Source organism: Arsenicicoccus sp. UBA7492 (assembly GCF_002479615.1).
In the GTDB taxonomy this organism is placed as follows: domain Bacteria; phylum Actinomycetota; class Actinomycetes; order Actinomycetales; family Dermatophilaceae; genus Arsenicicoccus; species Arsenicicoccus bolidensis.
In genome coordinates this window covers 74,921-93,203 of record NZ_DLOE01000028.1, presented here as the reverse complement: position 1 = coordinate 93,203, position 18,283 = coordinate 74,921, and the positions used below count along the sequence as shown (strand labels likewise).

Annotated in this window: 13 protein-coding genes and 2 pseudogenes; 5 read left to right on the top strand and 10 right to left on the bottom strand. The window is 72.9% G+C overall.

All coding sequences use genetic code 11. The features are described from left to right. Positions 1–6: 6 nt before the first annotated feature. From lnt to B4E97_RS08110, 7 genes are all read right to left on the bottom strand, one after another. Entirely contained in the window at positions 7–1,578 is a 1,572-nt protein-coding gene (gene lnt / locus B4E97_RS08140) for an apolipoprotein N-acyltransferase (protein WP_286959456.1), read from the bottom strand. Positions 1,579–2,103: 525 nt separating this feature from the next. Further along, entirely contained in the window at positions 2,104–2,517 is a 414-nt protein-coding gene (locus B4E97_RS08135) for a hotdog domain-containing protein (protein WP_286959454.1), read from the bottom strand. Beyond that, a complete protein-coding gene (locus B4E97_RS08130; protein ID WP_286955905.1) occupies positions 2,514–3,302 on the bottom strand; it encodes an OAM dimerization domain-containing protein in 789 nt (262 codons plus the stop codon). Before B4E97_RS08130 ends, B4E97_RS08135 begins: the two co-directional genes overlap by 4 nt. After that, complete coding sequence (locus B4E97_RS08125) at positions 3,299–4,888, bottom strand: lysine 5,6-aminomutase subunit alpha (protein ID WP_239264928.1); 1,590 nt, start codon at positions 4,886–4,888, stop codon at positions 3,299–3,301. The genes B4E97_RS08130 and B4E97_RS08125 overlap by 4 nt, the downstream gene beginning before the upstream one ends. Continuing rightward, the gene (locus tag B4E97_RS08120; RefSeq protein WP_286959450.1) at positions 4,885–5,346 is read right to left on the bottom strand and encodes an amidohydrolase family protein; all 462 of its coding nucleotides are present in this window, start codon (positions 5,344–5,346) and stop codon (positions 4,885–4,887) included. The genes B4E97_RS08125 and B4E97_RS08120 overlap by 4 nt, the downstream gene beginning before the upstream one ends. Continuing rightward, entirely contained in the window at positions 5,274–6,074 is an 801-nt protein-coding gene (locus B4E97_RS08115; RefSeq protein WP_286959448.1) for a hypothetical protein, read from the bottom strand. Before B4E97_RS08115 ends, B4E97_RS08120 begins: the two co-directional genes overlap by 73 nt. Before the next feature lie 389 nt (positions 6,075–6,463). Next, entirely contained in the window at positions 6,464–7,573 is a 1,110-nt protein-coding gene (locus tag B4E97_RS08110; RefSeq protein WP_286959447.1) for an L-erythro-3,5-diaminohexanoate dehydrogenase, read from the bottom strand. Between the two features lie 88 nt (positions 7,574–7,661). Here B4E97_RS08110 and B4E97_RS08105 point away from each other — a divergent pair, with 88 nt between their 5' ends. After that, positions 7,662–9,104, top strand: a complete 1,443-nt coding sequence (locus B4E97_RS08105) for a KamA family radical SAM protein (protein WP_239266426.1) — start codon at positions 7,662–7,664, stop codon at positions 9,102–9,104. A gap of 302 nt (positions 9,105–9,406) precedes the next feature. Here B4E97_RS08105 and B4E97_RS08100 read toward each other — a convergent pair whose 3' ends face one another. The 3 genes and pseudogenes from B4E97_RS08100 to B4E97_RS18980 form a co-directional block, all read right to left on the bottom strand. Beyond that, positions 9,407–12,805, bottom strand: a complete 3,399-nt coding sequence (locus B4E97_RS08100) for an SDR family NAD(P)-dependent oxidoreductase (protein WP_286959445.1) — start codon at positions 12,803–12,805, stop codon at positions 9,407–9,409. A 65-nt stretch (positions 12,806–12,870) separates the two neighbouring features. Next, a pseudogene (locus B4E97_RS18985) lies at positions 12,871–13,242 on the bottom strand (aromatic-ring-hydroxylating dioxygenase subunit beta); the annotation flags it as partial. A gap of 303 nt (positions 13,243–13,545) precedes the next feature. Next, positions 13,546–14,463 (bottom strand): annotated as a pseudogene (locus tag B4E97_RS18980) (Rieske 2Fe-2S domain-containing protein); the annotation flags it as partial. 417 nt (positions 14,464–14,880) lie between these two features. On the opposite strand from B4E97_RS18980, the gene B4E97_RS08090 reads away from it, so the two are divergent. The 4 genes from B4E97_RS08090 to catC all read left to right on the top strand — a co-directional run bounded on the left by B4E97_RS08090 (position 14,881) and on the right by catC (position 18,257). Beyond that, positions 14,881–15,795 (top strand): LysR substrate-binding domain-containing protein, encoded by a 915-nt coding sequence (locus B4E97_RS08090; protein WP_286959443.1) that lies wholly within the window; start codon positions 14,881–14,883, stop codon positions 15,793–15,795. After that, positions 15,792–16,970 carry a mandelate racemase/muconate lactonizing enzyme family protein gene (locus B4E97_RS08085; RefSeq protein WP_286959441.1) on the top strand — a complete coding sequence of 393 codons (1,179 nt, stop codon included), beginning with the start codon at positions 15,792–15,794 and terminating at the stop codon, positions 16,968–16,970. The genes B4E97_RS08090 and B4E97_RS08085 overlap by 4 nt, the downstream gene beginning before the upstream one ends. Positions 16,971–17,059: 89 nt before the next feature. Further along, positions 17,060–17,932, top strand: coding sequence for a catechol 1,2-dioxygenase (gene catA / locus B4E97_RS08080; RefSeq protein ID WP_286959439.1), 873 nt, complete (start codon positions 17,060–17,062; stop codon positions 17,930–17,932). A gap of 43 nt (positions 17,933–17,975) precedes the next feature. Beyond that, complete coding sequence (gene catC / locus B4E97_RS08075; RefSeq protein WP_019284929.1) at positions 17,976–18,257, top strand: muconolactone Delta-isomerase; 282 nt, start codon at positions 17,976–17,978, stop codon at positions 18,255–18,257. Positions 18,258–18,283: the final 26 nt, after the last annotated feature.

The following is an 18,283-nucleotide window of genomic DNA, read 5'->3' as shown; positions in this document are numbered from 1 at the left end:
GCCAGCCTAGTGTCGGCGCGGGCGCCGCAGCCGCAGCGCGAGGCCGAGTGTGAGCAGGGCGACGCACACCCAGACGGGCAGGTCGCCGATCCGGGCCGCGGGGGTGAGCTCGGAGCGCAGGGGCAGGTGGGCGTCGAGCGCGGCCGCGGTGAACAGCCCGGTCCGGTCGTGCGCCACGCCGTCGGGGGTGATCATCGCGGAGGCCCCGACGGTCGAGACGTGCACCACCGAGCGACCGAGCTCGACGGCCCGGATCCGCGAGATGGCCAGCTGCTGGTAGGACTCGTCGCTGTAGCCGAAGGTCGCGTTGTTGGTCTGCACGGCGAGGATCTGCCCGCCGTGGTGCACCGCGTCGCGCATCAGGTCGTCGTAGGCGACCTCGAAGCAGATCCCGAGCCCCACCCGGACCGCACCGGCGCGGGTCGGCACGTCCATCACGCCCACGGTGTCGCCCGCGGTGAAGTCGTGGGTGAGCAGGTCGACCTTGTCGCTGAAGTGACGGAAGAAGCTGCGGTAGGGGATGTACTCCGCGAACGGCACCGGGTGCCGCTTGGCGTAGTCCGCGACCGGTCCCCGGTCGGCGTCCCACAGCAGCGTCGTGTTCTTGATGCGCGCCTGGTCGTCGGTGCGCAGGGTGCCGACCAGGATGGGCGCCTGGGCGGTCCGGGCCGCGTAGGTGATCGCCTGACCGGCGTCGGGGTTGCGGACGGGGTCGATGTCGGAGGCGTTCTCGGGCCAGACGACCAGGTCGGGGCGCTGGGTGCCGGCGGCCGTGCGGGAGCGGATCGCCTCGACGGTGACCCCGACGTGGTTGTCGAGCACCTGGCGCCGCTCGGCGTTGAAGTCCAGCCCCGCTCGCGGCACGTTGCCCTGGACCGCCAGCACGTCGACGGTCCGGCCGTCGGTGGGCACGGGCAGCAGGGGCGGGCCCCACACCAGCGCGGCGGCGGCGACGAGGGAGCCGAGGGACAGGGCCGTATGCCGTCCCGCGGTGCGGCGCGGGCGCCGGCCGGGTCGGGTGGCCGGCGCATGGCGGACGGCCACCGCGAGGAGGCCGCCGACGAGCGCCACCGCCGCGGTGAGGCCGGGCGTCCCGACATACCGGATCAGGGGCAGGATCGGTGCGTCGGCCATCCCGAAGGCGATCTTGATCCAGGGGAACCCACCGAACGGGGTCGTGGACCGCAGCCACTCCCCCACGGCCCAGGCGGCCGCGACGACGACGGGGTAGGGCAACCGGCGGGGCGCCCGTCCCCGTGGCCGGGTGTCGTCGGGGGCCGAGAGCAGCCCGCACAGGGCGCCGGTGATCCCGACGTAGAGCGCCTGCAGCACCGACAGGGCGACCCAGGGCAGGTCGCCGACGTAGATCCCGGACCAGTGCAGCGCCGGCAGGTAGGCCGCGAGGCCGGTCACGACGCCGAGGAGGAAGCCACGACGGGCGCCGGCTCCGTGGGTGGCGAGGGCCAGCAGGGCGATCCCCACGGGGCCGAGCCACCAGACGTCGTGGTCCGGCCAGGACAGCCACAGGGCCAGACCCGCGCCGATCGCGAGCGGGAGGGCCAGGAGGAGTCGACGCACGGCGACACCCTAGCCGTACGGGCGGGTAGGTCCCTGCGCACCGCCACGGGGCCAGCGCGCGCCGCTGAGGCACAGCACGACCCGCAGGCCGTTGGGGCCGGCGCGGACCCGACCGGATGCCGGGGCTGCGCCGTTGTCTACTAGGCGTGCGGGTCGTGCTGCTGTCCGAGGTGGGGTGATCGCGGAGGTGGCACCGACGGGCACGCACGATGACCTGGATTCACCCGATCGGGCGCTCCCCCCAGGGAGTGATCACCACCGCCCACGTCGGAGACCCGGATCGGACCCCACTCGAATGGTCGGACAACCTCGGCCAACCTAGAGCCTCCCCCACAGCGGCTGTCAAACAGCCGCTGACCTGCGACGACGCAGAGATCCGCTGGTCAGGGGCGTGACCCTGAATCGAAAATAGTCGGTTGACGTCGGCGTGTCGCCAGCATGCGGACACCATCGGCGCGTTCGGCCGAACGAGCGGAGGCAATGACCCTGTGCCACAGCGCTCCGGACGGAGGGTGAACCTGCGTGTCAGGTCTCGTGACGCTGGGGCACGACCACCACTCCACGGGCCGTCGTCGCGACCACCGGTGGGTCGAGCACCTCGGCCGCCGAGGCGCCCCGGTCCGGCGTGCCACGGGCCACCACGTGCACCGATAAGTCCATCTCCCGCGACCGGGAGCCTACCCGGACCAGGGTGCAGCTGATCTCGAGGCAGTCGCCGGCCCGCACCGGTGCCGAGAACTGCACGTCGCTGTAGGACGCGAACAGCCCCTCGTCCCCGTCGGTGCGGATGCACATCTCGGTCGCCACGTCGCCGAACGCGGCCAGGGAGTAGGCCCCGTCCACGAGGTTGCCGGCGTAGTGCGCGTGGCTGTAGGGCACGTAGCGGCGGTGGACGAGGGTCATGCCGACCTGGGGCGGGGACGCGGGGGTGGTGGTCATCGGGCTGGCTCCTCGGCTGCGGTCCGGGTGCGGGTGGGTGCCTGGGGGCGGGCGTGGCGCTGGGAGATGGCGTGGACGAGGTATGACGCCACCTCGCCGGGCGTCGTCCCCTTGCCGAAGACGCGGTCCACGCCGAGCTCGCCGGCGGCCGCCTCGTCGAAGCGCGGACCGCCGACGACGAGCAGCGGCGCGGTGCCCGCGGGATAGGCCTCGCGGAAGGCCGCCGACATCTCCCGGGTGTTGGTGAGGTGGGCGTCCCGCTGCGTGACCACCTGCGAGACCAGCACGGCGTCGGCCTGCTCCGCGCGGGCCCGCTCCACGAGCTCGGGCACGAGGACCTGGGCGCCGAGGTTGACCACGGTGATCTCGGAGTAGTACTCGAGCCCCTTCTCCCCCGCGAAACCCTTGATGTTGAGGATCGCGTCGATCCCGACGGTGTGGGCGTCGGTGCCGATGCACGCCCCCACCACCACGAGCGGACGGCGCAGCTGGCGCTTGATCGCGGCGTTGACGTCCTTGGCCGGGAGCAGCGGGTAGTCGCGCTCCATCACGTGGACGTCGCGCAGGTCCACCAGGTGGTTCACGGAGCCGTAGACCACGAAGAAGGTGAAGTCCGGACCGATCGGCTTGGCGTGGACGAGCAGGGCGGGCCGGATCCCCATCTTGTCGGCCAGCTGCAGGGCGGCTCCCTCCGCGCGCTTGTCGTGGGGCACCGGCAGCGTGAAGGAGACCTGGATCATGCCGTCACCGGTGGTGTCGCCATACGGCCTGATGATGTCGCTCATCGGGTGGCTCCCTCCTCGAGCAGGGTCGTGGCGGGGTTGTCGTAGTCGGGGCCCTTGCGGACCACGCCGTCCAGGCCCTTGCCGGCGTCCGCCGGACGCTTCATCAGGCCGAAGGTCCCGTCGGCGATGGCGTCGAGCAGGGTGTCGTCGGCGATCCGGTCGAGCAGGTCCACGGCCTCGGACAGCACGGCCCGGGCCCGCGTCTGGACGAAGCCGTCGGGCGGCGGGCGGAAGTCCTCGCGCAGCCCGCGCCCGGCCTCGAGGGCGTAGCGGACGTTCTGCAGCGCCAGGTCGCGGTCGGACAGGAAGGGCGTGACGACGGCCTCGGTCATCATGCCCACCAGCAGGATCCCCTGGTCGGTGAGCCCCCCGACGAGGTTGAAGAAGCCGTCGAGCAGGTAGCCGCGGAAGACGTCCCCTGTCATGTGCTTGGTGGGGGGCATCCACTTCAGGGGCGCGCGTGGGAACAGGTCGCGGGCGAGCATGGCGTGGGCCAGCTCCATGCGGAACGAGTCGGGCACGTCCGGGTTGATCTCGAAGGCGTGGCCGAGACCGAGCTGCCAGTCCGCGAGCCCCGCCTCCTTGGCGAAGTACTCGTTGAGCAGCTGGCTGACCGTCACCGTGTGGGCGGCCTCGACGGCGTCCGCGGTCGTGAGGTAGTTGTCCTCGCCGGTGTTGATGATGATCCCGGCGCGGGCGTGGACCTGGCGGGAGAAGCGCTGGTCCACGAAGGTGCGGACGGGGTTGATGTCGCGGAAGAGGATGCCGTACATCGAGTCGTTGAGCATCATGTCCAGCCGCTCGAGGCCGGCCAGCGCCGCGATCTCCGGCATGCACAGCCCGGACGCGTAGTTGGTGAGGCGGACGTAGCGGCCCAGCTCCTTGCTCGTCTCGTCCAGGGCGGCCCGCATCAGGCGGAAGTTCTCCTGCGTCGCGTAGGTCCCGGCGTAGCCCTCGCGGGTCGCGCCCTCGGGGACGTAGTCGAGCAGGGACTGCCCGGTCGAGCGGATCACCGCGATGACGTCCGCTCCCCCGCGGGCCGCGGCCTGCGCCTGGGGCATGTCCTCGTAGATGTCGCCGGTCGCCACGATGAGGTAGACCCACGGGCGGGCGGGCGCGTCGCCGACCTTGGCGATCAGGCGCTCCCGTGCGGCGCGCTGCCGGTCGATGCGCGTCATCCCCTTCTTGACCGAGCGCATGGCCAGGCGGCGCGCCGCCGTGCGGTCCTTGCCCTCCGGGAGGCGGAAGGTCACGGCGCCGGCCGCGGACTTCTGGGCGAGGGTGAGCAGGTCCGGTGCCTCCCCCCGCGCCAGGGCGTCGTGCACCGGCGTGGTGACGCCGGCCTCGAGCCCCACCTGGTCGCGCACGCCCTGGACGAGGTGGTTGACCCACGGGACGCGCTCGTGGTCGGCGCCCGCGAGTCCCGCCAGGCGCAGCGTCGCGCGCTCGACCGACACGGTGGTGTGCTCCTGCGCCAGCCGGACGACGGGTCGACCAGCCCGGCGGGCGAGGCTCCTCGCGCGACGCACGACCTGGGGGTCCAGGTCGAGGTGGGCGCGCGCACCCGGCGCGGGCGTGCGGGTCATGTCAGAGCTCCTTCGCTCTCGTGGATCGTGCGGCCGCCGACGACGGTCAGCAGGGCTCGGGGTGTGGAGACGTCCGGGGTCAGCCGCGGCAGGCCCGGCGTCTCGAGCGGGGAGCGCGATCCCCCGCCGAGCTCGCCCGGCGGCACCTCCCACACCACGAAGTCGGCGGGGAGCCCGACGTCGAGGTAGCCCCGGGTGTCGTGGCCGGACGCGTGCCAGCCGCCGACGGTGTGGGCCCGGAAGGCCTCGCCCACCGAGATCTGGTCCTCCTCCGAGCGGTGCCAGCGGGCGGAGCGCAGCGTCTGCCAGGGGTCGGCTTCCAGCCAGGGCGACGAGCTGGCGAGGGCCGTGACCAGGCCGTCGACGCCGAGCGAGCCGAGGCGCATCATCTCGCGGGCCCGGGCCGGGCCGAGGCTGCGGGTGAACTCGCCGTCCGGGCCGCCCCACCTGCTGTCCACCTGGGGCATGCGGACGGCCACCACCCCGAGGTCGATGAGGGTGCCCAGCACCCGGGGGTCGGCCAGGGCGAAGGTGACGGTGCGGTGCCGGATCGAGCGGAACCGGTCCAGCCCCACGGTCCGCACCGCGGTGCGCATGCCGTCATCATGGCGTCGGCCGCGCGGTCTCCCAGGGCGACCAGGCTGGTGCGGACGCCGGCCAGCGAAGCGGTGACGAGGTGCTCGGCGATCATGCCGGCGGGCATCGGGTCGGGGCCGAGCTGGCCGGGCAGGTCGATGTAGGTCTCGTGCAGGGCTGCCCGGTGGCTGTTGACCGGCCCGTCGACCTGGAGCGTGAAGCCGTGCAGGTCGTGCTCGCGCAGGAGCTCGGTGGGGTCCTCGCCGGGCCGGCAGACGTGACGGAGGTAGCGCTGCACGACGGGCCCCGGCAGCTGCGGGCGCACGGTGGTGAAACCGTCCAGGAGCCGGGGGCTGGAGATGTGGTCGTGCAGGCACCCGATGCCGTAGCCGGCGGCGGCGGACAGGGCGCCGTCGAGGATCGCCTGCTGCTGGGCGGGCGTGCGCAGGGCGACGAGCACCTTGAGCAGGGCCCCGACGCTGGGTCTGCGGCTCCGGTCCGACAGGTCGCACGTGTCCACCCCCAGGCGCTCGGCCGCGGCGGTGAAGGCCGGCGAGCTGACGCAGGCCCCCTTGTCCGCCCGCAGGATGACGGCGGGACGACCGCCCACCGCGCGGTCCAGGCTCCTCGGGCGTCGGTGGGCGCTGCTCGGGCCAGCGTCCCTCGTCGTGGCCGAAGCCGGTCACCGGGCCGCCGGTCCGGCGGGCGGCCTCCGCGAGCCGGTCCAGGGCCTCCGTCAACGAGCGGGTTTCCGTGGACCCGGTCACCGCGCGCCACTCCGCGGTCTCGGTGACGAAGTGGACCGGGTCGACGAACGGCGTGGTGACCAGCGCTCCGTGCAGGTCCACGACCCGGTCCGCCTCGTCGACCTGCCCGTCCGCCTCTGACTGCGTCCCCACCCAGAGCACCCGGGTGTCGTCGACGAGCATGGCCGTGGGGAAGCCGCGGGTCGGGACGTAGACGTGGCCGTTGCGGTAGAGGGTGCGTCGTCGCATGGGCTCAGTCTGCCCGTGGCGCGAGACGACCCTCGAACAACGCGCGCACCGACGCGTCGGAGCGGAGCAGGTCGAGCGCGAGGGCCGCGTGCCCGGGGGTGTAGCCGTTGCCCACGAGCATGCGCACGTCGGCGGCCAGCCCCTCCGCGCCCAGCGCGGCCGCGCTGAAGCTGGTGGCCATCGAGAAGTAGATGATCGTACCCCCGTCGCGCGTGACGAGGATCGAGGGGTGCTCGCACCCCGGCACGTCGACGCAGACCACCGTGACGTCGGCCGGGCCGTGCGCGGCCTCGACCGCCTCGAGCAGCCCGAGCGGGTCGCGCGCGTCGGCCAGGACCACGTCGTCCGCCAGCCCCGTGCCCCGCAGCAGGTCCGCCTCGGCCTGGACGGGCACCACCGCGGTGAGGTGGTCGGCCCCGGCCCGCCGGGCGGCGGCCAGCGACAGCGAGCCGGACTTGCCCGCACCGCCGAGGACCAGGACGGCGGGCGGCTCCCCCGCGCGGGCCCGGTGCTCGCGCACGACCCGATCGACCAGGGCGGGGGCACCGCACACGTCCATCACCATCAGGGCGAGCTCGGGGTCGAGGTCGTCCGGCAGGGTCGCGGCGATCGAGCGGCCGAAGAGGATGGCGTGGCCCTGCGCCGGGACGCGCTCGTCCTCGCCGTCCCACCGCTCGAGGCCGTCGGTGATCCGCAGGGGCGTCAGGGACAGGCTCACGAGGGTGGCCACGCGGTCCCCGGGCCGCAGCCCCAGGGGGCTCTGGGGCCCCACCTCGTCCACGGTGCCGATCAGCATGCCGCCGGACCCCGTCACGGGATTCTGCATCTTGCCGCGCTCGCCGACGATGTCCAGCACCGCCTGGCGCAGGGCGCTCCCGGCATACGACCCTCTCAGCTGGCGATAGCTCGCGGCGTCGAGGTTGAGGGTCTCGACGGACACGCGGACCTCGTCCGGCCAGATCTCCGGCCGGTCGTCGAGCCGGCGCGCGGCCTGCGGGAGGGTCGGGCGCTCCCCCGGGCCGACGATCACGCGGTGCAGGCCGTATGGCGACGAGCTGGTCGCAGGGGGCGTGGGGGCACCGCTGCCGGGGCGGGCGACCTGTGCGCTCTCCATGCCGATTCTCCACTCTGAGACGGGTGATTATGAAAAACCTTCTGCCCGCAGTGTTGCAGGCCGCAAACTCTCCGCTACCGTAGGGGTCATGAGTGCGATGGAGCAACCATACGTCTACCGTCGGCGCGAGCTCGTGGAGCCCGACTGGCGGCGGCTGCCGGGCTGGCGCGACGTGACCGACAAGGACTGGGCGAGCGCCCAGTGGCAGCGCACCCGATGCGTCAAGAACGTCAAGCAGCTGCGCGAGCTCATGGGCGACCTGCTCACCGAGGACGTCTACGCCGACCTCGAGCGCGACCAGGCCGAGCGCGCCACGATGTCGATGCTCGTGCCGCCCCAGATGCTCAACACGATGGTCCCGGCCGTCGACTCCCCCATGCCGGCGGCCGGCGCGGAGTTCAGCGCCGCGTTCCTCGCCGACCCGGTCCGCCGCTACATGCTGCCGGTCTACTCCGACCGCCGCACCGACTGGCCGAGCCACCCCCACGCCTCCCGCGACTCGCTGCACGAGGCCGACATGTGGGTGGCCGAGGGGCTGACCCACCGCTACCCCACCAAGGTGCTGGCCGAGCTGCTGCCCACCTGCCCGCAGTACTGCGGTCACTGCACGCGCATGGACCTCGTCGGCAACTCCACCGCGCAGGTCACAAAGCTCAAGCTGGCGGGCAAGCCGGTCGACCGGCTGGACGCGATGATCGACTACCTCAAGGGATCCCCGCAGGTCCGCGACGTGGTGGTCTCGGGCGGCGACGTCGCCAACATGCCGTGGAAGAACCTCGAGTCCTTCCTCATGCGCCTGCTGGAGATCGACAACATCCGCGACATCCGGCTCGCCACCAAGGCGCTCATGGGCCTGCCCCAGCACTGGTCCGCGCCCGACGTCGTCGAGGGCCTGGGCCGGGTCTCCTGGACCGCCGCCTGCCGCGGCGTCGGGCTCGCCGTCCACACGCACATCAACAACGCCCAGTCCGTCACGCCCTCGGTCGCCCACGCGACCCGGCTGATGCACGAGGCCGGGGTGCGCTCGATCCGCAACCAGGGCGTCCTCATGCGCGGCATCAACGACACCCCCGAGGCCCTGCTGGACCTGTGCTTCACCATGCGCGACGAGGCGGCCATCAACCCGTACTACTTCTACATGTGCGACATGATCCCGTTCAGCGAGCACTGGCGGCTGTCCCTGTCCGAGGCCCAGCACCTGCAGCACGCGATCATGGGCTACCTGCCGGGCTTCGCCACGCCGCGCATCGTGTGCGACGTGCCGTTCGTCGGCAAGCGGTGGGTCCACCAGGTCGAGGAGTACGACCGCGAGCGCGGAATCTCGCTGTGGCGCAAGAACTATCGCACCTCGATCGAGGGCGAGGAGGTCGACGTCACCAGCACCGACTACGCCTACTACGACCCGATCTACACCCTCCCCGAGAGCGGGCAGCGCTGGTGGCGCGAGCAGCGGGATGAGGCGGCCGTGGCGTCGGCCCACGAGGCGGAGGTCGCCGCGGCGGCGGCCTCGCGCACCGCGTCCCTCGTCTGACCGTGTCCCTCGTCTGACCGTGACCCCTCACCGCACCCCCGAAGATCGTCGGCGCGCGCCTCGCAGACCTGCGCGCGGGCCAGCGCCGCGGGGATCCGCATGACCGGGTAGGCGTCGACCGGGCAGGCGGCGCGCTGGGCGTGCCGGTCGGCGGCCGCCCACCGCCCCATCAGGGCGTTGACCTGCGCGCCGGTCCAGTGGAGCAGGGGCTCGCCGAGCCTCAGCTGGGTGGTGTCCCCCAGCGCGCTGCCGCGCTCCACGAGCCGTATGGCGGCGGCCCACTGCCCGGCGTCGAACCGCGCTCACGCCAGCCACCCCAGGGCCCACATCGCGATGCGGACGGAGCCCTCGTCGCCCGGGCGGCCGCAGGCGTCCTCGCGCCGGTGGGCGGCGGTGTCGGCGTCGCCCGTGGCCAGCTCGACCCAGCCCGCGGCGAGGGCGACCCGCTGCCGGTGGGGGCCGATGGGGTGGTCGTGCAGGATCTCGGCCAGGCGGGCGCGCGCGCGTCCGGCGTCGACGAGGATGGCGGTGCCGATCGCGCCGATGCACTCGGCCTCGAGCCGGGACGCGTGGTCGTCGCCGCCGAGCAGCGCGGCGCGGGCGCCCCACTGCTCCAGCTCGGCCCCGTCCCAGCTGCACAGGGCGTGCAGCGCGCGACGACCGGCGACCTGGACGGCCTGGGCGGGGCGGGTGCGCGGGTTGCACTGCCGCCAGGCCTGGTCGAGGCAGACCTCGGCCCGGTCGGGGCGGCCGACCATGATCGCGTGGTAGCCGAGGGCGGCGTCGCGCAGCACGCTCGGCGGGCCGGCCGAGACTGCGGGGACCAGCTCGTCCGCGGTGACGAGCTGCCCCGCGCCGGCGGCCGCGTCGAGCGCCTCGGGCAGCAGGCTCTGGCGCCGGTCCGCCTCGCGGGTGGTGCGGACGGCGAGGGTGAGGGCGGCCGAGGCGCGCCGCCAGTCGCCGCGCTGGGCGGCACCTCGGCCGAGCCGGACGACCTCCTCGACGGCGGCCTCGTCGACGAGCGCGCTGCCGCGCAGCACGTGCCGGGCCCGCTCGAGGTCGTCCTGCGGGACGGCGGCTGCCCGTCGATGGGCCGCCTGACGTCGGGCGAGCGGCATCGCCTCGACGACGGCGGCCGCGAGCATGGGCGCCACGGGGGCGACGCGCACGCGGTAGCCGTCGTCGACCAGCCGCACCGGCGCGCTGCGGACGGCGTCGTCGACCGACGCGGTGGGGTCGGCCCTGCCCGTCAGAGCGGCGAGGTCGTCCAGGTCGAGGGTGCCGAGCACCGAGACGAGCTCCACGACGTCGCGGGCGGGTCCGTCGAGCCGGGAGACGACCGCGTGAGCGTCCGACCGCGCCGTCGGGGTCGATCCCAGACGGACGTCGTGGGTCGACGCGGTCAGGTCGGTGGCGAGGTGGGAGAGCAGGTCCTCGACCAGGTCGGCGAGCCCGGCGGTGTGCTCGACCAGGCGCATCGCGGAGAGCCGGTGCCCGAGGCCGTGCGCGTCGATCCTCGCCTGGACGCGGGGGACGTCGAGGGGGCGCACGACGCACCGGTGGTCCGGCACGAGGGGCAGGCCGAGGGTGCCGTCGTGGACGAGGACCACCGTGGGGCGGTCGGGTCCGGGAGCTCCCGCGCGGTCCACGAGCGGGACCAGGAGGTCGGGGTCGGCGAGGTGGGCGTCGTGCACGACGACGAAGGGAGGGTTGGCGGCGTTCGCATCGCCTTGGCGGGCCTCGTGGCGGTCCCCGCCCACGGTCCCGCCGCCGCCCACGGTCTGGACGACGGTCTCGCCCACGGCCCAGCTCTCGTCCCCCGGTCGGGCCCGCAGCACGTGCGGCTGCTGGCCCGACCGTCGGGACACCTGCTCGACGGCGGCGTCGGTGAGGGCATCGCGTCCTGATCCGAGCGGCCCGATCACGACCACCAGTCCTCCCGGGCGGGCCACGAGCTCACCGAGGGCGTCCCGCAGGCTCGCCGCCTGGTCCGGGTCGACCCATCGGCTCGCCGTGGCACCGTCGCTCATCTGCCACAGGCTAGGGCACGCGCTAGCCCAGGTCTCCTCACCGACGGGCAGGACCGTGCCGGTGATGTATCCCGCCTCCTGCGAGGCGAGGAAGGTGATCGCCGCGGCCTGCTCGTCGAGGGTGCCGTAGCGGTGCATCGGCGCCGACGCCAGCGTCTGGTCGATGTGCGCCTGGAACCACTCCTGCTCGGCCTCGCCCTCCGGCGAGGGACCGCGCGGGACCCGTCGCGGCGGCGCCTCGGTGCCGCCAGGGGCGGTGGCGACGACGCGCACGCCGTGCTCGGCCGCCTCGACCGCGAGCGCCCGGGTGATGGCGTTGACGCCGCCCTTGGCCGCGGCATACGGCACCCGGTGGATGCCTCCGGTGGCGATCGAGGAGACGTTGACGATCGTGCCCCGGCCTGCCTCGACCATGGGCTCGAGGACCGCGCGGCAGCCGTAGAGCGTGGTCATCAGCGACCGGGCGATCTCCGCGTCGATCTGCTCGGGGGTGAACTCCTGGAACGGCTTGAACCAGATGGCGCCACCCTCGGCGTGGATCCGCCGGGCGACGGCCTCGCCGATGCCCTGCGCGGCGCCGGTGACCACCACGACCTGGCCGGCGAACCGGCCCGGGGTGACGAACGCCGGACGGCGCGTGGCGGCCTGCTCGCGCATGGCCCGCCGGGTGGTCTCGTTGGACCGGGCCGCGTGCTCGCTGATCAGGGTGCGAGCGGCGTCCCGGTCGCCACCCTCGAAGGCCGTCACGATGTCGAGGTGGTCCTGGGCGCAGCGGGGGTCGCACCAGGTGGCGTTGCGCAGGGTCTGGTCCATGTGACCGCGCACCCCGAGCCGCTGGTAGGCCTGGAGCAGGTGCTCGTTGCCGGTCAGCGTGAACAGGTAGTCGTGGAAGGCCGCGTTGGTCTCGGTGTAGGCCGCCGCGTCCACGAACCGGTCGCCCTGGACGTAGGGCACGGTCGCCTCGGCGAGCAGGCGGTAGCCCGCGAGCTGCGTCGTGGACAGCCGGCCGATGGTGAGGGCGAGCGCCCCGAGCTCCAGGGCCTCGCGGGCCTCGAAGATCGCGTCGGACTCCCCCACGTCGGGGTGCTCCTCGCCGATCTCGGAGCCACCGGTGCCGGTCCCGGTGACGTCGGTGCTCCCGGCGCCGGCCGTGGTCCCGCCCGCGTCGGTCGTCGCCGCCGCAGGCACGGGCCGGGGCTCGTGCAGCGGCTCGATCTCCCCGGCGGCGAAGATCGCCTGACCGGCGAGGCTGCGCGCGTCGGGGTCGGTGACCAGCGTGGAGGCCTCGTCGAGCGCGGCGGGCTGCCCCGCGTCGCCCTCGCGGGCGGGCCAGAGGTCCTGACCCATGAGGGTCCGGGCCGTGGCGGTTCGCTCGGTGGGGTCTGAGGGGTCGGTGGGGTCCGTGCGCTCCGGACCAGACCCGCCGGAGCCCAGCGGGGCGAGCTCGGCGTCGGCCGCGAAGATCTCCTGGCCGGCCAGCCCGCGACCGCTCGGGTCCTCGAGCAGGACCGCGCCCGCGCCCGTGACCTGGACGCCGACCGTGGGCGCCGCGACCTGCGTGAGGCCGGTCTCGGGGTCGGTCTCCTGGACGGCCGGCTCGGCTGCTCCACCCACGGTCCCGTCGGCGGCGGCTGCCGTGCCACTGCCGTATGCCGCGTCCGCGTCGGTCACCGTCTCGTCGGCGGGCGTCCCGCCGGGTGCCCGGTCGCCGCCCTCGCCGGGCTCGGCCGGGGCGGCACGTCCACCAGGTCGCCCCGGCGCTCGATCACCTCGACGTTGGTGATGTTGTGGCTGGTGCGCGGCTCGGGCAGGCTCGTGGCGCTGGACCGCTCGGTGCGGATGCGAAAGATCCGGTCCTCGAGGCCGCCCTTGTTGCCGTAGTAGATCAGCGACATCTCGCGCTGCGGGTCGCTGGTCAGGCGGTCGTCGTCGGCCCAGGTGGGCATCCAGTAGACGACGTCGTCGGCGTAGCAGTTCAGCCACTTCTCGAACTCGCGGTCGTCGAGGTAGCGGGCCTCGCGGTAGAGGAACTGCTCGATGCTGGTCTGGGTGATGGTGCTCTGGGCGCTGGTGCTCTGGGCGGTGGTGGTCAGCTCGGTGGTGGTCATCGTCGTCTCCTCAGGCGCCGGCGGGCTCGGTGCGCGCGGCCGCGGCCTCGCGCTCGGTCTCGACGGCCCGGCGCATCGTCTCGAGCCAGTAGCCGTGCTGGACGGGTACAGGCCCTCGTCCTCGTTCTTGATGCCGCTGCTGCGGACGTTGGTCATGCCGAGGGAGCGGGCGACGTCGTCCGGGCCGGTCAGCCAGTGCTCGGCGCCGCGGCTCATGTCGTTCCAGGGGGCCGCGGTGGCCAGGAAGGTCTTCTGGCAGGAGCGGAACTCCTCCAGGTCGTCCGGGGTGGCCATGCCGGAGGCGTTGAAGAAGTCCTCGTACTGCCGGATCCGCCACTCGCGGGACTCCGCGGACTCGCCCTTGGGGGCGATGCAGGAGATCGTGACCTCGGTCTGGTCCGGCGCGATCGGGCGGAAGTGCCGGATCTGCGTGGAGAACTGGTCCATGAGGTACACGTTCGGGTAGAGGCACAGGTTGCGGGAGCCCTTGACCATGAACTCGCCCTTGGCGTCGCCCTGCTCGGCCTTGAGCCGGTCCATCTGGTCCCACAGGGGGCGGTCCTCGGGGTTGCCGGCCCAGGTCCACAGGGACAGGTGCCCGTGCTCGAAGGACCAGTAGCCGCCGCCGGACTTGCCCCACTTGCCGGCGTCCAGCGCCTTGGTGGTGTTGGCGGACTCGCCGGTGGAGCGGCGCGACGTGGTGGCCGCGTAGTTCCGGTGGGTCGCGGACACGTGGTAGCCGTCGGCGCCGTTCTCCGCCTGGACCTTCCAGTTGCCGTCGTAGGTGTAGGTCGAGGCGCCGCGCAGGACCTCGAGGCCCTCGGGCGACTGGTCGACCAGCATGTCGATGACCTTGGTGGCGTCGCCGAGGTGCTCCTCGAGCGAGGGCACGTCGGGGTTGAGGCTGCCGAACAGGAACCCGCGGTAGCTCTCGAACTGGGCCACCTTGGTCAGGTCGTGCGAGCCGTCGGTGTTGAACTGCTCGGGGTAGCCGGCGCCGTCGGGGTCCCTGACCTTGAGCAGGCGACCGTCGTTGCGGAAGGTCCAGCCGTGGAAGGGGCAGATCAGCGTCGTGCGGTTGTCCGTCTTGCGGCGGCAGATCATCGCGCCGCGGTGCGCGCACGCGTTGATCAGGCAGTGCAGCTCGCCGTCCTTGTCGCGCGTGATGACGATCGGCTGCCGGCCGATGTAGGTCGTGAAGTAGTCGCCCGGGTTCGCCATCTGCGACTCGTGGGCGAGGTAGATCCAGTTGCCCTCGAAGATGTGCTTCATCTCGAGCTCGAAGAGCTCCTCGTCGGTGAAGATCGCCCGGTTGGCGCGGTAGATGCCCTCCTCGGGGCGCTCCACCACGGCCTGGTCCAGATCGAACTTCGGGGTGCCGGTGGGGTACGGCATGGTTCCTCCTGTGGCGTCGTCGGCACGGACTGCGATGCGGCAGAGGCGTTCTGGCCGCGTGCTCCTCTCCACTCTCACGGTCGTGAGGCACCCCCGCCCCGGTCATCTGCCCAGGGTTGACCCAGGGTGCCATTGACACGCACCGCCTATCAATGAGGCCGAATCAGGTATTTGTGTAGATCAATCCACCCGGCCTACCGTGGAGGTCGAACGCACCGCCGACAGCTGACGAGGAGGTCACCGATGGAGCTGCGTCACCTGCGCTACGTCGTCGCCGTGGCCGAGCACCGCCACTTCGGCCGCGCCGCACGATCGCTGCACATCTCCCAGCCGCCCCTGTCCCAGGCCGTCCGCCAGCTCGAGGACGAGCTGCAGGTGGAGCTGTTCGAGCGGACCACCCGCACCGTCGCCCTGACGCCCGCCGGCGAGGTCTTCGTCGGCGACGCCCGACGCACCCTCGCGGCCCTCGACGACACCGTCGAGCGCACCCGCCGCATCGCCCGCGGCCAGGTCGGGGTCCTGCGCATCGCGCTCACCGGGTCCGCCACCTACGGCTACCTCCCCCGCATGGCCGCCCTGGTCAAGACCCGGATGCCGGGCGTCGGCCTGCAGCTCCAGACCGACCGCCTCACCCCGCAGCAGGTCCAGGACCTCGACGCCGGCCGCATCGACGTCGGCATCCTGCGGCTGCCCGTCCGCGACGACCGGCTGCGCACCCACCTGATCGCCCGCGAGCCGCTCGTGCTCGCGCTCCCCTCCGGCCACCGCCTCGTCGGCGACCCGGACGTCACGGTCGACGACCTCGTCGAGGAGTCCTTCGTGGTCCTCGCGCCGAGCTCGCGCTCCGTGGTCACCGACGCCGTGGTGCGCACCTGCCTCGACGCCGGCTTCTATCCCACCGTCGAGCACGAGGTCACCGAGATGTCGACCCTGCTCTCGCTGGTCGCCGGCGGCCTCGGCATCGCCCTGGTCCCCGCGTCCACCCGCGCCTCCGGGCTCGAGGGCGTGACCTTCGCCGACCTGCCCGGCACCGCGACCGTCGACCTGGCGCTCGCCTGGCGCGCAGACCAGCCGAATCCCCTGGTGGAGGCCTTCGTGCAGACCCTCGAGGAGCACGACCTCCTGCAGGCCGACCCGAGCCGGAAGGCCCCCCGATGACCACCAGCACCCCCACCAGCCCCACCAGCGCCACCAGCGCGACCAGCCCGACGCGCCCGGCCACCGCCGATCTCACGGTCACCGAGGTCGAGACGATCCCCTTCGCCATCCCCTACCGCAAGCCCCTGGCCTTCGCCAGCGGCTCGGTCTCCGTGGCCGAGCACGTGCTCGTGCGGGTCCACACCGCCGGTGGGCTCGTCGGGGTGGCCGAGGCTCCGCCTCGTCCCTTCACGTATGGCGAGACCCAGGCCTCGATCGTCGCCGTCATCCAGCAGATCTTCGCCCCCGCCGTCCTCGGCACCGACGCCCTGCACCGCGAGCAGATCCACGCCCGCCTGCGCCGCACCGTCGGCAACCCCACGGCCAAGGCCGCCCTGGACATGGCCCTGTGGGACGTCATCGGCCAGGCCTTCGGACGCCCGGTCACCGAGCTGCTCGGCGGCTACTCCGACCGGATGCGGGTCAGCCACATGCTCGGCTTCGCCGACCCGGCGGCCATGGTCGACGAGGCCGAGCGGATGCGCTCGACCTACGGCATCACGACCTTCAAGGTCAAGGTCGGCCGCCGCCCCTTCCGCCTCGACGTCGACGTGTGCCGAGCCCTGCGCGAGCACTTCGGCGACGCCGTGGAGCTCTACGTCGACGGCAACCGCGGCTGGACGCCCTCCGAGGCCGCCCGCGCCCTCGACGCCATGGCCGACCTCGACCTCACCCTGGCCGAGGAGCTGTGCCCCGCCGACGACGTGCTCGGACGGCGGTGGCTGGCCCGGCATACGGCCATCCCCACCGTCGCCGACGAGAGCGCGACGACCCCCGGCGAGGTGACCCGAGAGATCCTCGGCGGCTCGGCCGACGCCATCAGCATCAAGACCGCCCGCACCGGCTTCACCGACTCGCGTCGGATCCTGCACCAGTGCGAGGGCCTCGGGGTCGAGGTCGTCATGGGCAACCAGATCGACGGGCAGCTCGGCACGGCCTGCGCGGTCGCGTTCGGCTCGGCCTACGACGCGACCACGCGGCGGGCGGGCGAGCTGTCCAACTTCCTCGACATGAGCGACGACCTGCTCACCGAGCCCCTGCAGATCCAGGACGGCACCCTCGCCGTCAGCGGCCGCCCCGGCATCGGGGTCACCGTCGACGAGGACAAGCTCGAGCACTACCGCGTCGACCTCTGACGCCACGCCGGCTCACGCCGGGCACGACATACGAACCGCACCGCACCCACCACGGACAGGTGGCACCGACGCCACCCGAAGGAGAGATCATGAGCACCGACACCAACCCGACCTCCCAGGCCACGCTCGAGGCTCGCGCCGCCGACTCCGGCGCCAACGCGACCGCCGCCTTCCGCAAGAAGCCGCGCGCGCTCGACGTGCCCACGGAGCGCGTGGACGCCATCGCGACCGACGCGCTGCAGGCCCTGCACGAGGTCATCCGCAAGCACCGCCTCACCTACGAGGAGTACGACGCCCTCAAGAGCTGGCTGATCCAGGTCGGCGAGGACGGCGAGTGGCCGCTCTTCCTCGACGTGTGGCTCGAGCACGTCGTCGAGGACGTCAACACCGACCACCGCGAGGGCAACAAGGGCTCCATCGAGGGTCCGTACTACGTGCCCGGGTCGCCCGAGCAGGGCTCGCACGGCACCATCCCGATGCGCGACGACGAGCCGGGCGAGGCCATGACCTTCCAGGGCCAGGTGCGCACGACGGACGGCTCCGCCCTCCCCCACGCCAAGGTCGAGCTGTGGCAGGCCAACGCGGACGGCTTCTACAGCCAGTACGCCCCAGGCCTGCCGGACTGGAACCTCCGCGGCAGCTTCACCACCGACGACGAGGGTCGCTTCGAGATCCACTCGATCGTCCCCGCCCCCTACCAGATCCCCACCGACGGCGCGTGCGGCAAGCTCATCGCCGCCGCCGGCTGGCACGCCTGGCGCCCCGCCCACCTGCACCTCAAGGTGTCGGCGCCCGACCACGAGCTGCTCACCGCGCAGCTCTACTTCCCCGGCGACCCGCACAACCAGGACGACATCGCGACGGCGGTCAAGCCCGAGCTCATGCTCGACCCCAAGCCGGCGGCCGACGGCCAGGGCAAGGTCGTCGACTACGACTTCGTGATCGACCCGGTCCGCGCCTGACCGCCCCTGCCGTCACCCACCACCTGCACCGAGGAGCACCACCATGCTGTATGCCGTGAAGATGGACGTCGCGATCCCCCACGACCTGGATCCAGCGGAGCGGGACGCCACCATCGCCCGCGAGAAGGCGTACTCCCAGGACCTGCAGCGCGGTGGTGAGTGGCGGCACATCTGGCGGTGCGCCGGGCAGTACTCCAACATCTCGATCTTCGACGTCGAGAGCAACGAGCGGCTCCACGAGATCCTCTGGGGGCTGCCGCTGTTCGCGTACATGACGGTCGAGGTCACGCCGCTGGCGACGCACCCCTCGGACATCAACGCCTAGACCTACCGGCGGTAGAGGCATCGACC